Source organism: Saccharopolyspora sp. NPDC045941, assembly GCF_056431445.1.
This window is the reverse complement of the sequence record NZ_JBWKKU010000012.1, coordinates 21,936-34,845: the sequence shown is the minus strand read 5'-3', so window position 1 is coordinate 34,845 and position 12,910 is coordinate 21,936. Positions and strand designations below refer to the sequence as shown.

The window sequence follows — 12,910 nt, the reverse complement described above, 5'->3', positions numbered from 1 at the left end:
ATGCTCGCATCCCGGCAAGCGGGAGGGCCTGACTTGACGCGTGCACTCATGCATACTTCACTATGTATCGGAGAGAGACGACTGAGGAGGACGGTCGATGGGTCAGGGGCATGGGCACGGCTCGGCCGCCGATGCGGTCAGCGCATCCGGTCGCTACGTGCGGCGGTTGGCCGCATCGTTCGCGATCTTGCTCGCGTTCTTCGTCCTGGAAGCGGTGGTCGGGTTCCTCACGTCATCGCTGGCGCTGCTCTCCGACGCCGGGCACATGCTCACCGACGTGCTCGGCGTCGGCATGGCGCTGGCCGCGATCACCGCCGCCCGGCGACCGGTCGAGGGCAAGCGGACCTTCGGCCTCTACCGGATGGAAGTGCTCGCCGCGCTCGCCAACGCCGTGCTGCTGTTCGGCGTCGCGGGCTACATCCTCTACGAGTCCATCGCCCGGTTCCAGGAGCCGCCGGAGGTCGCCGGCGTGCCGATGATGCTGACCGCTGCCGCAGGGCTGGCCGCCAACCTCGTCGTCTTCGCGCTGCTGCGGCGCGGCGCGAACGAGAGCCTGAACGTGCGCGGCGCCTACCTCGAGGTGCTCGCGGACACCATCGGCTCCGTCGGCGTGTTGATCGGTGGCGCGGTGACCTGGGCGTTCGGTTGGTACCTGGCCGACCCGATCGTCGCGGTCGCTGTCGGCCTGTTCGTGCTGCCGCGCACCTGGAAGCTGGCGCGGCAGGCGCTGCGGATCCTCGTCCAGCAGGCGCCGGAAGGGGTGGACCTGCAGGAGCTGCGGGCCGATCTCGCCGCGCTGCCGTCGGTCACCGAGGTGCACGACCTGCACGTGTGGACCCTCACCTCGGGCATGGAGGTCGCCTCCGCCCACCTCACCACCGGAGCCGGCGCCGACCACGGCGGCGTGCTGGTGGCGGCCCAGCGAGTCCTGGCCGAGCGCTACCAGATCGACCACGCGACCCTGCAGGTCGAGCCCGCCGAATGCGCTCAGCGCTGCCGGGCTTTGACCTGGTGAGGGCCGCCGGGTGACAGGAAGGTTCCCATGCTCGCGCCTCAGCGCAGCGGCTGGGCGCCTCGTTCGGCGAGCATCGAGCGCATGAGGTCGCTCTCGCTGCGCTGGGAGCCGAGCATGTTCTTCCCCAGCTCGCGGACCGCCGGGACCGACGCGTGCGTCGCCCCGTAGTCCGCCATCGGCGCGCCGCCCTCGTGGTGGCGGAGCATCAGCTGCAGGAAGTAGACGTCGAACTCCGGCCCGCGCAGCGACTGCAGCCGCGACATCTCCGCACTGGTCGCCATGCCGGGCATCAGCCCGCCGGACTCCGACTGCGCGGCCGCCGGGGCGCTGTGCTGGTGGCCGCCGTCCTCCGTCATCCACGTCATCAGCGGGCCGACGGCCTGCGCGGACTGGCCCCACAGGCTGAGCCAGCCCTGCATTCGGCCGATCTGGTCGCGCTGGTTGGTCTCGATGTCGAACGCCAGCTGGCGCACGGCGACGTCGGCGGCGTGCTCCCGCGCGAGCGTCGCCATCGTCACCGCCTGCTGGTGATGCACGGACATGTCCTGCGCGAAGCCGACGTCCACCGCCGTCGGCTGCGGTTCGGCGCTGTCGAAGGACGGCACCCGGATCAGCAGACCGAGCGCCGCCCCCAGCAGCAGGAGGACGACCGCCGCCGCGACGGCCACGAAGATGCGGACCGGCAGCGGCCGCCGTGCCTCAGCCGACACGGGTCACTGGCCCATCTCGCCGGTGGCGGCGCTGGCGCCGCGGCCGTCCATCGGGATCGCGTCCGGGCCGGGCGGGGTCGGGTCGAACTTCGGCGGGTTGTTCGTGTCGAACGCGCCCGGGTAGGCCTGGCAGGAGCCGCCGATCTCCGGGTAGACGCCGTTGTTGTTCAGCCGCAGCGCGGTGATGAACTGGTCGATGCGCTGGTCGTCGGCGTTGTCGACCTTGAGCTGGTGGCCCCAGGACTGCAGCGAGATCGCGCTGTCCAGGCCCGGGTACGGCGACATCATCGTGTAGGGCTTGCCGTCGACGCGGGCCTTGAGCCGCTCCAGGCCGGGCTCGCCGACCCGATCCGGGTTGTAGGCGATCCACACCGCGCCGTGCTCCAGCGAGTGCACCATGTTCTCGGTGCGCACCGCCTCCGGGTAGACCACGCCGGTGCAGTCGGCCCAGATGCCGTCGTGCGGGCCGCCGAACGACGGCGTGTGGTCGTAAGCCACCCGCTGGTCCGGGCGGACGTGGATCTGCCCCGGGTAGTCGACGACGGTGACGCCGGGGATGGTCTTCGACGGGTCCGGGTTCTGCGGCGACGGCTTGAACGCCTCGGTGGCCTTCTCCGCTTCGGCCTGGGCCTGCCGGATCGACTCCTGTCCCGACCACCGGCTGTACGCGTACCCGAAGATCACGGCCGCGAAAACCACCACGACGGTGACGCCGGAGATCAGCATCCAGGGGATCGACCGCTGGTGCACCACGGCGCCGCGCACCGCTTTGCTCTTCCTGTTCGCCATGCTCTTCGCAAACCTCGTCTCGCCGAGAACCACCGGGGGATCCGGCCCGTCAGTGTAGAGATTCCGGGCGCCGCGGGTGGCCGTGCGTCCAATGCTCGCCACCACGTTCTCACACCAGAGTGACGAGTTGATCACACGGCGTGTTATCTCCTGCTCGCTCGTCCCCAACCCGTTGGCTGAGCAGCGCGGACGCTTCCTTAGACTGCATAAGGTGACTCCCGCCGCGCTCGCAGAACTGGTCCGCAACACCGCCGTCGAGGTCCTCTCCGCCAGGGACCTGGACACTTCCGTGCTGCCCGAGGCGGTGACGGTCGAGCGACCCCGCAACCCCGAGCACGGTGACTACGCCACGAACGTGGCCATGCAGGTCGCCAAGAAGGTCGGCGTGTCGCCGCGCGATCTCGCGGGCTGGCTCGCCGACGCGCTGACCGGGCTGGACGCCATCGACTCCGTCGACGTCGCCGGGCCCGGCTTCCTGAACCTCCGGCTCGCCGCCGACGCGCAGGGCCAGATCGTGCGCGAGGTGCTCACCAAGTCCGCCGGTTACGGCCGCGGCGAGCTCTACACGGCGCTGAAGGTCAACCTCGAGTTCGTCTCCGCCAACCCGACCGGCCCGATCCACCTGGGCGGCACCCGGTGGGCCGCGGTCGGCGACGCGCTCGGCCGGGTGCTGGCCGCGCAGGGCGCCGAGGTGACCCGCGAGTACTACTTCAACGACGCGGGCGCGCAGATCGACCGGTTCGTGCGGTCGATGATCGCCGCCGCGAAGGGCGAGCCCGCGCCGGAGGACGGCTACGGCGGCGACTACATCGCCGACATCGCCGCGGCCGTGCTCAAAGCCGAGCCGAACGCCCTGGAGCTGCCCGAGGCGGAGGGGCACGAGGCGTTCCGCCGCGTCGGCGTGGGGCTGATGTTCGACGAGATCAAGCAGAGCCTGCACGAGTTCGGCACCGACTTCGACGTGTTCTTCCACGAGGACTCGTTGCACACCTCCGGCGCGGTCGCCGCGTGCGTCGAGGAGATGAAGCAGTCCGGCCACGTGTACTTCGCCGACGGCGCCTGGTGGCTGCGCTCCACCGAGTACGGCGACGACAAGGACCGGGTGCTGATCAAGAGCGACGGCGCGCCCGCCTACATCGCCGGCGACGTCGCCTACCTGCGGGACAAGCGCGGCCGCGGCTTCGACCTGTGCATCTACATGCTGGGCGCCGACCACCACGGCTACATCGCCCGGCTGAAGGCCGCCGCCGCGGCGCTGGGCGATGACCCGGCCGTCGTCGAGGTGCTCATCGGGCAGATGGTGAACCTGGTGCGCGACGGCAAGCCGGTGCGGATGAGCAAGCGCGCGGGCACCGTCGTGACCCTGGAGGACCTCGTCGACGCCGTGGGCGTGGACGCGGCCCGCTACTCGCTGATCCGGTCCTCCGCGGACTCCGCGGTGGACATCGACCTGGACCTGATCAGCAAGCGCACCAACGAGAACCCGGTCTTCTACGTGCAGTACGCGCACGCCCGGCTGTCCTCGTTGCAGCGCAACGCCGCCTCGCTCGGCATCGAGCGCGGACCGGTGGACGAAGCCGACCTGTCGCTGCTCACCCACGAACGTGAGGGCGACCTGATCCGCACCCTGGGCGAGTTCCCGCGCGTGGTGCTGTCGGCCGCCCAGCTGCGGGAACCGCACCGGGTGGCCCGCTACCTGGAGGACGTGGCCGCCGCGTACCACAAGTTCTACGACGCGTGCCGCGTGCTGCAGCCCGGTGACGACCAGGCGAGCCCGTTGACCATCGCCCGGCTGCAGCTGTGCGAGGCGACCCGCCAGGTCCTCGCCAACGGCCTCGGCCTGCTCGGGGTCAGCGCCCCGGACAAGATGTAGGGCGCACGCGAGCAGATGAATGCAACAACGGCCTGCCCATCGGCAGGTCGCGCGAAGGAGCTGTAAATGCGCGCCCATCCCGCCGGGCCGCGGCACGCCGATGTCGTGCTGCCCGGCAACACCGCGGGACCCCTCCCGGTGACCGCGGACGAAGTCGACCTGCTGCACCCGAACGTCTGGCCGCGCAACTGCGAGCGCGGCGCCGACGGCGTCGTCCGGCTCGCCGGCATCGACGTCCGCGAGCTCGTCGAACGCTTCGGCACGCCGCTGTTCGTGCTCGACGAGGACGATTTCCGGTCGCGTTGCCGCGACTACGCCGAGGCGTTCGGCGACCCGGCCGCCGTGCACTACGCGTCCAAGGCGTTCCTGTGCACCGAGGTCGCCAAGTGGGTCGCCGAGGAGGGCTTGAGCCTGGACGTGTGCAGCGGCGGCGAGCTGGCCGTGGCGCTGCGCGCCGGGTTCCCCGCCGAGCGGATCACGTTCCACGGCAACAACAAGTCCGTCGCCGAGCTGGCCGCCGCCGTCGAGGCCGGGGTCGGCTCCGTGGTGCTGGACTCGTTCCACGAGATCGCCCGGCTGGACCACATCGCCACGGAGCGCGGCGTCCGTCAGCACGTACTGGTGCGCATCACGGTCGGCGTTGAAGCGCACACCCACGAGTTCATCGCGACCGCGCACGAGGACCAGAAGTTCGGCTTCTCACTGGCCAACGGGCAGGCCGCCGAGGCGGTGCACCGGGTGCTCAAGGCCGATTCGCTGGTGCTGTCCGGCCTGCACAGCCACATCGGCTCGCAGATCTTCGACGTGGACGGCTTCGAGCTGGCCGCGCACCGGGTGGTCCGGCTGCTCGCCGAGCTTCGCGAGGAGCACGGCGCCGAGGCGCTGGCCAGCGCGTCCACTGTGGATCTCGGTGGCGGGCTGGGCATCGCCTACACCGCCGACGACGATCCGCTGCCGCCCGAGCAGCTGGCGATCCGGCTGCACGAGATCGTCGGCAAGGAAGCCGACAACGCGGGCATCCCCGTGCCCAAGATCGCCGTCGAGCCCGGCCGCGCGATCGTCGGCCCCGGCATGGTGACCGTCTACGAGGTCGGCACCATCAAGGACGTGGCGCTCGGCGGCGACGCGCACCGCAAGTACGTCAGCGTGGACGGCGGCATGAGCGACAACATCCGCACCTCGCTCTACGACGCCGTCTACGACTGCCGGCTGGTGTCCCGCACCGCCGAGGCGCCCGCCGTGCTGTCCCGCATCGTGGGCAAACACTGTGAGTCCGGTGACGTAGTGGTGCGCGACTGCTGGTTGCCGGAGGACATTGCTCCAGGAGACCTGTTGGCAGTCGCCGCCACCGGCGCCTACTGCTATGTGATGGCCAGCAACTACAACCGCCTGCCCAAGCCGCCCGTCGTTGCGGTTCGAGATGGTCAGGCGCGGTTGCTGCTGCGCAGGGAGACCGAGGACGACCTGCTCCGGCTGGAGGTGTGAGTGAGCCAGGACCGTGAACCGATCAGGGTCGCACTCTTGGGGTGCGGGACCGTCGGGACCGAGGTGCTGCGCCTGTTGCAGGACCAACCGGATGAATTCGCCGCGCGGACCGGCGCGCCGATGCTGGTCACCGGGGTGGCGGTGCGCCGCCCGCACAAGCATCCCGACGTGCCCCAGCACCTGCTGACCACCGACGCGCACGCGTTGGTCGAAGGCGACGTCGACGTCATCGTGGAGCTGATCGGTGGTATCGAGCCCGCGCGCTCGCTGCTGCTGACCGCGCTGAAGTCGGGCAAGTCGGTGGTGACCGCGAACAAGGCGCTGCTCGCCGAGCACGGCTCCGAGCTGTACGCGGCGGCGGACGCCTCGGGCGCCGACATCTACTTCGAGGCGGCCGTGGCGGGCGCGATCCCGCTGCTGCGCCCGCTGCGCGAGTCGCTGGCCGGGGACCGGATCAACCGGGTCATGGGCATCGTCAACGGCACCACGAACTACATCCTGTCCGCGATGGACTCCACCGGCGCCGGCTACTCCGAGACGCTGGACGAGGCCGGGCGGCTGGGTTATGCCGAGGCGGATCCGACCGCGGACGTGGACGGCTTCGACGCGGCGGCGAAGGCCGCGATCCTGGCGTCGCTGGCCTTCCACACCCGGGTGACCGCCAGCGACGTCCACCGGGAGGGCATCTCGGCCGTGACGCCCGGCGACATCGCCGCCGCCCGCACCCTGGATCGCACGGTGAAGCTGCTGGCGATCTGCGAGCGGGTGGTCGACGAGGACGGCACCGAGTCGGTGTCCGCTCGCGTGCACCCGGCGATGATCCCGCGCAGCCACCCGCTGGCCGGCGTCGGCGACGCCTTCAACGCGGTGTTCGTCGAGGCGGAGGCCGCGGGGCAGCTGATGTTCTACGGTCAGGGCGCGGGGGGAGCGCCGACTGCCAGCGCGGTGCTCGGCGATCTCGTCGCGGTCGCGCGCAACCTGGTCGTGGCGGGCCGGGGGCCCCGGGAGTCGGCGCACGCGCAGCTGCCGATGCGCCCGATGGGCAAGACCCCCACCCGCTACCACATCAGCCTCGACGTGGCCGACAAACCGGGCGTGCTCTCGCAGGTCGCGGCCATGTTCAACGAGCACGATGTGAGCATTTCGGTGGTGCGTCAGCAGGGCCGGGGCGCGGAGGCCAGCCTCGTGGTGGTCACCCACACGGCCCCCGACGCGGCACTCAAGTCCACAGTGGACAAGATCGCGCAGTTACCAGTGGTGCGCGAGGTGGTCAGCGTGATGCGCGTGGAAGGTGAATCGACGTGACGAACATCCAGGGTGCGCCGGTGCGGTCCGGCGCCGGATGGCCCGGCCTGATCGAGGCGTACCGGGACCGGGTTCCGGTCCCGGACAGGGCGCGCATCGTGACCCTCCAGGAGGGCAACACCCCGCTGGTGCCCGCCCACCACCTCTCCGAGCTCACCGGCTGCACCGTCTACCTGAAGGTCGAGGGCGCCAACCCCACCGGGTCGTTCAAGGACCGCGGCATGACCGTGGCCATCACGCACGCCCTGGCCGAGGGCAGCAAGGCCGTCATCTGCGCCTCCACCGGCAACACCTCGGCGTCGGCCGCGGCCTACGCCGCCCGCGCCGGGCTGACCTCGGCGGTGCTCGTGCCGCAGGGCAAGATCGCGCTGGGCAAGCTCGCCCAGGCGGTCGTACACGGCGCGAAGATCCTGCAGGTCCAGGGCAACTTCGACGACTGCCTGGAGCTGGCCCGCAAGACCTCCGCCGAGCACCCGGTGACCCTGGTCAACTCGGTGAACCCGGTCCGGCTGGAGGGCCAGAAGACCGCGTCGTTCGAGATCTGCGACGTGCTCGGCCAGGCGCCCGACGTGCACTGCCTGCCGGTCGGCAACGCCGGCAACATCACGGCCTACTGGAAGGGCTACACCGAGTACGCCGGTGACGGCGTCATCGAGCGGACGCCCCGCATGTTCGGCTTCCAGGCCGCCGGTGCCGCGCCGCTGGTGCACGGCCAGCCGATCGCGCAGCCGGAGACCATCGCGACCGCCATCCGGGTCGGCAGCCCGGCGTCGTGGGCGGGCGCGGTGCGCGCGAGGGACGAGTCCGGCGGACTGTTCGACGCGGTGACCGACGAGCAGATCCTCGCCGCCTACCGGACGCTGGCCTCGCGGGAAGGCGTTTTCGTCGAGCCCGCCTCGGCGTCCAGCGTCGCCGGGCTGCTCGTCACCGCCGCCGACGGCCGCCTTCCGGCGGGCTCGGTCGTGGTGTGCACGGTCACCGGCCACGGCCTGAAGGACCCGGACACCGCGTTGTCCGGCATGGTCGAGGTGGAGCCGCTGCCGGTGGACCCGGGCGCGGTCGCCACCGCGCTGGAACTGGCATGACCGCATTGCCGGTGTCGGCCGTTCGGGTGACGGTGCCCGCTTCGACCGCGAACCTCGGCTCCGGGTTCGACGCCCTGGGCATGGCCTTGTCGTTGTACGACAAGGTTTCCGTCCAGGTCGTCGACGGCGCCGCGGGCACCGCCGAGGTGTCGGTGGAGGGGCAGGGCGCCGCCGCCCTGCCCACCGACGAGCGCCACCTCGTGGTGCGGGTCATCCACAAGGCGTTGGCCGAACTGGGTTTCCCGGCGCCCGCGCTGCGGTTGCACTGCCAGAACGCGATTCCGCACTCCCGCGGGCTGGGTTCCTCGGCGGCGGCCATCGTCGCCGGGGTCGCCGCCGCCTTCGGGCTCGCCGGATTCGACTTGCGGGACAAGGAAAACGCCGACCGCGCGCTGCAGATGGCCGCGGTCCGCGAGGGGCACGCGGACAACGCCGCGGCGAGCCTGCTCGGCGGTTTCGTCGTCGCCTGGCAGGATTCCGGGCGCTTCCACGCGGTCCGGATGGATCCGCACCCGGACGTGTCACCGATCGTCCTTGTCCCCCAAGCGGAGTCGTCGACGCACACCACCCGAGGCCTGCTGCCCGAGCGGGTTCCGCACGCCGACGCCGCTTTCGCGGCCGGGCGTGCGGCGTTGGCGGTGCACGCCGTCACCAGCGATCCCGCGTTGCTGCTGGCCGCCACCGACGACCGGCTGCACCAGGACTACCGCGAGCCGGCGTGGCCGGAGACCATCGCGCTGGTCCGCCGGTTGCGCTCGGCCGGCGTCGCCGCCGCCGTGTCCGGTGCGGGACCGACCGTACTGGCGTTCCCGCCGGGCGGGGAGCTTCCCGCCGGCATTGCGCCGAACGGCTTCGACGAGCTGCGCCTTCCGGTCGATCGGGCCGGCGTGCGGGTCGAGTCGCAGGCATGACCCGAGGCCGTGAACGGGGCCGGAAAAGCCCTGTTCACGGCCCCGGAGCAAGCGCATTCGCGGCGAGTGGTACAAAGGAAGTGTCACCGGTCGCCAACAGCGACAGCAGCTGGCCGGCTACCGATGACGTGATCGGAGCGGGCGGCCACACGCCCAGGGGGGTTGTTGCACCCGAACTACGGGGCGTCTACCCTCAAGGTCAATCAGTCACCGCGCCCAGGGCGCCGGTGCCGTGCCCGGGACATCGTTTTCCGGGACGCATCTCCCGCTGTGAATTGAACTCCACCCGCCACGGGTGAAGATCAACTTAGCGGGTTCGGCGATCGCGGTGACCGAGGCAGGAGTTCTCAACTCAATCGAGTTCGCTTCGGGACGATCGGCGGTGCGCATCCGTTGCCGATGTCGGGGTGGGGGCCTTAAGTTCCACGGTGTGGCCCCCGAGGTGACCATGACGCCGACTCGATGTCCCGTAGCTTCCCGGTTCACCACCGGGGCACGAAGTTGAGCCGGGGGTTCCTGGAATGAGGCGGCAGCAGGGCGTGCATCGGCACGTGTGGATCGGAGTGGATGCGTCGCACATGGACCACGCGAGCCGGGTACCTCCCACCGCCCGGTGCTGCTGGTTCCCGAGCCATCGCCGAAATAGGTCGCGCCGCGCGCGGAGCTGACCACGCCGGCGAGAGGGCTGGTAGCACACACCGGCCGCCCGCACTCCAGAGCGGGCGGGCAATCCGCTGGGTCGCGTAGGAGGCGCGGTCCGGTCAGGAAGGACATTCGTGAGCAACACCGAACTGTTGAGCAGCGAGGCGACCAACGCCTCTTCGGCTGGCCAGCAGGAATCCGAGGCCAACGGAACCCCGCGGCGACGCGGCGGACTCTCCGGCATGGTCCTTGCCGAACTGCGCCAACTCGCGGGGGAACTGGGGATCGAGACTGGTGGCCTGCGCAAGGGCGATTTGATCGCCGCCATCAAGGAGAAGCAGGGCGGCACCACGGCGCCGAAGACCCGCTCCACCAAGAAGAGCCCGGCTCGCGCCGAGGAAGCCCCGGCCGCCAAGGCCCACCAGCCGGCGCTGGACGAGACCGAGACCGAGGCCGCCCCGCGCGAGACCGCGGCCGAGTCCGGCGCCAACGGGGCTCCCACCCGCGGCCGCGGCCGCCGCGCGCAGGCCGCCGAGCCGGCCGCCGGCGGCGAGGACGACGGCCGTCGCGGTGGCAACCGCCGGCGCCGCTCGTCCGGGCGGGCCGGTGCGGCCGCCGAATCGGGCGGCGACGAGCAGCGCGAGCGCAAGTCGGACGGCCGTGACAACCGTCAGGAGCGCCAGGAGCGGGACAACCGCCAGGAGCAGCGCGGCAACCGGCAGGACCGGGACCGCGACAACCGGCAGGACCGGGACAACCGGCAGGACCGGGACCGCGACAACCGGCAGCAGGACGACGATGACGACGAGGGTGGTCGTCGGGGTCGTGGCCGCCGGTTCCGCGACCGCCGCCGCAACCGCGGCCGCGGCGAGGGTGGCGGCGGCGAGCCGGAGGTCCGCGAGGACGACGTGCTGCTGCCGGTGGCCGGCATCCTGGACGTGCTGGAGAACTACGCCTTCGTGCGCACCTCCGGCTACCTGGCGGGCCCGAACGACGTCTACGTGTCGCTGTCGCTGGTCCGCAAGTACGGGCTGCGCCGCGGCGACGCCATCAAGGGCGTCATCCGGCAGCCGCGGGAGGGCGAGCAGCAGCGGCAGAAGTTCAACCCGCTCGTGCGGGTCGACTCCATCAACGGCCTGGAGCCGGACGCGTCGAAGAACCGCCCCGAGTTCCACAAGCTGACCCCGCTCTACCCGAACGAGCGGCTGCGCCTCGAAACCGAGCCGCACAACCTGACCGGCCGGATCATCGACCTGGTGATGCCCGTCGGCAAGGGGCAGCGCGCGCTGATCGTCTCGCCGCCGAAGGCCGGTAAGACGATGGTGCTGCAGGCGATCGCCAACGCGATCACCACCAACAACCCCGAGTGCCACCTGATGGTCGTCCTCGCCGACGAGCGTCCGGAAGAGGTCACCGACATGCAGCGCTCGGTGAAGGGTGAGGTCATCGCCTCCACCTTCGACCGGCCGCCGTCGGACCACACCACGGTCGCCGAGCTGTCCATCGAGCGGGCCAAGCGGCTCGTCGAGATGGGCCACGACGTGGTCGTCCTGCTGGACTCGATCACCCGGCTGGGCCGCGCCTACAACCTGGCGGCCCCGGCATCCGGGCGAATCCTGTCCGGTGGTGTGGACTCCACGGCGCTGTACCCGCCGAAGCGGTTCCTCGGTGCGGCCCGCAACATCGAGAACGGCGGTTCGCTGACCATCTTCGCCACGGCGCTGGTGGAGACCGGATCCACGATGGACACGGTCATCTTCGAGGAGTTCAAGGGCACCGGTAACGCGGAGCTGAAGCTGGACCGCAAGCTCGCGGACAAGCGGCTGTTCCCGGCGGTGGACGTGGACTCCTCCAGCACCCGCAAGGACGAGATCCTGCTCTCGCCCGACGAGCTGGCCGTCACCCACAAGCTGCGCCGGGTGCTCGCCGCGCTCGACGCGCAGCAGGCACTGGAACTCCTGCAGGACCGGCTGCGCAAGACGCGCACCAACATCGAGTTCCTGATGCAGGTCGCCAAGACCACCCCGGGCAAGGACGACGACTGACGGTTCCGACCGCCAGCCCGGTTCCTCGACCGACGGCAGGGCCCGCACCGACCCCGGTGCGGGCCCTGCCGCATTTCCGGGCGCGGAACGCGAGCATGGGAACCTTCCTGCCACCGCGGTGACAGGAAAGTTCCCATGCTCGCACCGGCGGAGCGTCAGGCCCGGGCGCACTCGGGGGCGTCGCGGTCGCGGTGGGCGCGGACCAGCAGGGTGGCCAGCAGCGCGGCGGCGACCGGGCCGATGGCGAGCGCGGCGAAGACCGGCATCCGCAGCCCGTCCAGGGCGAGGCCGCAGGTCACCATCAGCAGCGGGTAGCCGAACCGCAGGCGGCGCTGCCACCCGGAGGTCCAGCGGACGTGGTTGGCGCTGAGCACGGTCAGCCCGGCGGCGAAGCCGAACAGCAGCGGGGCGGAGAGGTCCAGGTCCTGTTCGAAGCTCACGTGCCGCACGAGCAACACGTTGAGCAGGGCGGCGACGCCGGCTGCGCTGCAGAGGAAGAGCAGGGGGAGGGAAACCCACGACCGCACCGTGAGCTTTCCCAGGACCGAACAGAGCAGCACGCGTAGAGGATGAACGGCGGACCACCCCGGATGCACCCTCGGCCCGGGGCCGCTCGGCAGGCGGTCCCTCTGGTGCGTTGGACGGTTGCCCGGGGGCCACTGGAATACCGGACGGGCACCCTGCGTTGCAGGTCACGAGCCCTGGTCTGGCAGAATGCAGGGTTGATCCGGCACCGGTTCACCGCGCGGCAGCGGCCGCGTGGACCCGGCGGCCAAGTAGAGAGGACAAGCCGTTGAAGAGTGGCATCCACCCCGAGTACGTGGTGACGCAGGTCAACTGTGGTTGCGGCAACAGCTTCACGACTCGTAGCACCCGCAAGACCGGCCAGATCACCGTCGAGGTCTGCTCGAACTGCCACCCGTTCTACACGGGCAAGCAGAAGATCCTGGACACCGGCGGTCGCGTGGCTCGCTTCGAGGCCCGCTACGGCAAGCGCCAGAAGACGCAGAAGTAGCTGCACCGACGGCGCCCGTCCCACGCGAACAGCGC

General features: G+C 70.9%; 11 protein-coding genes. 8 read left to right on the top strand and 3 right to left on the bottom strand.

Annotated elements, in window-relative coordinates; all coding sequences use genetic code 11:
• The first annotated feature begins 97 nt into the window (after nt 1-97).
• Nucleotides 98-1,015 carry a cation diffusion facilitator family transporter gene (locus tag AC07FN_RS11825; protein ID WP_452618205.1) on the top strand — a complete coding sequence of 306 codons (918 nt, stop codon included), beginning with the start codon at nt 98-100 and terminating at the stop codon, nt 1,013-1,015.
• A gap of 38 nt (nt 1,016-1,053) precedes the next feature.
• Here AC07FN_RS11825 and AC07FN_RS11820 read toward each other — a convergent pair whose 3' ends face one another.
• On the bottom strand, nt 1,054-1,725 hold the full coding sequence (locus AC07FN_RS11820) for a DUF305 domain-containing protein (protein ID WP_478395606.1): 672 nt from the start codon (nt 1,723-1,725) through the stop codon (nt 1,054-1,056).
• A 3-nt stretch (nt 1,726-1,728) separates the two neighbouring features.
• The gene (locus AC07FN_RS11815; RefSeq protein ID WP_358574583.1) at nt 1,729-2,514 is read right to left on the bottom strand and encodes a DUF3105 domain-containing protein; all 786 of its coding nucleotides are present in this window, start codon (nt 2,512-2,514) and stop codon (nt 1,729-1,731) included.
• Nucleotides 2,515-2,725: 211 nt separating this feature from the next.
• Between AC07FN_RS11815 and argS the strand changes: the two genes are divergently transcribed.
• From argS to rho, 6 genes are all read left to right on the top strand, one after another.
• Nucleotides 2,726-4,387, top strand: a complete 1,662-nt coding sequence (gene argS, locus AC07FN_RS11810) for an arginine--tRNA ligase (protein WP_478395605.1) — start codon at nt 2,726-2,728, stop codon at nt 4,385-4,387.
• A gap of 66 nt (nt 4,388-4,453) precedes the next feature.
• Nucleotides 4,454-5,872: a diaminopimelate decarboxylase gene (lysA, locus tag AC07FN_RS11805; RefSeq protein ID WP_478395604.1), complete on the top strand. Its 1,419-nt coding sequence runs from the start codon at nt 4,454-4,456 to the stop codon at nt 5,870-5,872.
• Nucleotides 5,873-7,177, top strand: a complete 1,305-nt coding sequence (locus tag AC07FN_RS11800; RefSeq protein WP_478395603.1) for a homoserine dehydrogenase — start codon at nt 5,873-5,875, stop codon at nt 7,175-7,177.
• 20 nt (nt 7,178-7,197) lie between these two features.
• Nucleotides 7,198-8,262 (top strand): threonine synthase, encoded by a 1,065-nt coding sequence (gene thrC, locus AC07FN_RS11795; RefSeq protein WP_478395712.1) that lies wholly within the window; start codon nt 7,198-7,200, stop codon nt 8,260-8,262.
• Nucleotides 8,259-9,173 carry a homoserine kinase gene (gene thrB, locus AC07FN_RS11790; RefSeq protein WP_478395602.1) on the top strand — a complete coding sequence of 305 codons (915 nt, stop codon included), beginning with the start codon at nt 8,259-8,261 and terminating at the stop codon, nt 9,171-9,173. Before thrC ends, thrB begins: the two co-directional genes overlap by 4 nt.
• A gap of 776 nt (nt 9,174-9,949) precedes the next feature.
• Nucleotides 9,950-11,860 (top strand): transcription termination factor Rho, encoded by a 1,911-nt coding sequence (rho, locus tag AC07FN_RS11785; RefSeq protein ID WP_478395601.1) that lies wholly within the window; start codon nt 9,950-9,952, stop codon nt 11,858-11,860.
• Between the two features lie 155 nt (nt 11,861-12,015).
• Here rho and AC07FN_RS11780 read toward each other — a convergent pair whose 3' ends face one another.
• The gene (locus tag AC07FN_RS11780) at nt 12,016-12,420 is read right to left on the bottom strand and encodes a hypothetical protein (RefSeq protein WP_478395600.1); all 405 of its coding nucleotides are present in this window, start codon (nt 12,418-12,420) and stop codon (nt 12,016-12,018) included.
• A 233-nt stretch (nt 12,421-12,653) separates the two neighbouring features.
• Here AC07FN_RS11780 and rpmE point away from each other — a divergent pair, with 233 nt between their 5' ends.
• The gene (gene rpmE / locus AC07FN_RS11775; RefSeq protein WP_093271061.1) at nt 12,654-12,875 is read left to right on the top strand and encodes a 50S ribosomal protein L31; all 222 of its coding nucleotides are present in this window, start codon (nt 12,654-12,656) and stop codon (nt 12,873-12,875) included.
• The last annotated feature ends 35 nt before the right edge of the window (nt 12,876-12,910 follow it).

Excerpts from the sequence above, each read along its gene's own strand:
- AC07FN_RS11815 (WP_358574583.1), bottom strand. The coding sequence starts at position 2,514 with ATGGCGAACAGGAAGAGCAAAGCGGTGCGCGGCGCCGTGGTGCACCAG.
- lysA (WP_478395604.1), top strand. The coding sequence starts at position 4,454 with ATGCGCGCCCATCCCGCCGGGCCGCGGCACGCCGATGTCGTGCTGCCC.
- AC07FN_RS11825 (WP_452618205.1), top strand. The coding sequence starts at position 98 with ATGGGTCAGGGGCATGGGCACGGCTCGGCCGCCGATGCGGTCAGCGCA.
- thrB (WP_478395602.1), top strand. The coding sequence starts at position 8,259 with ATGACCGCATTGCCGGTGTCGGCCGTTCGGGTGACGGTGCCCGCTTCG.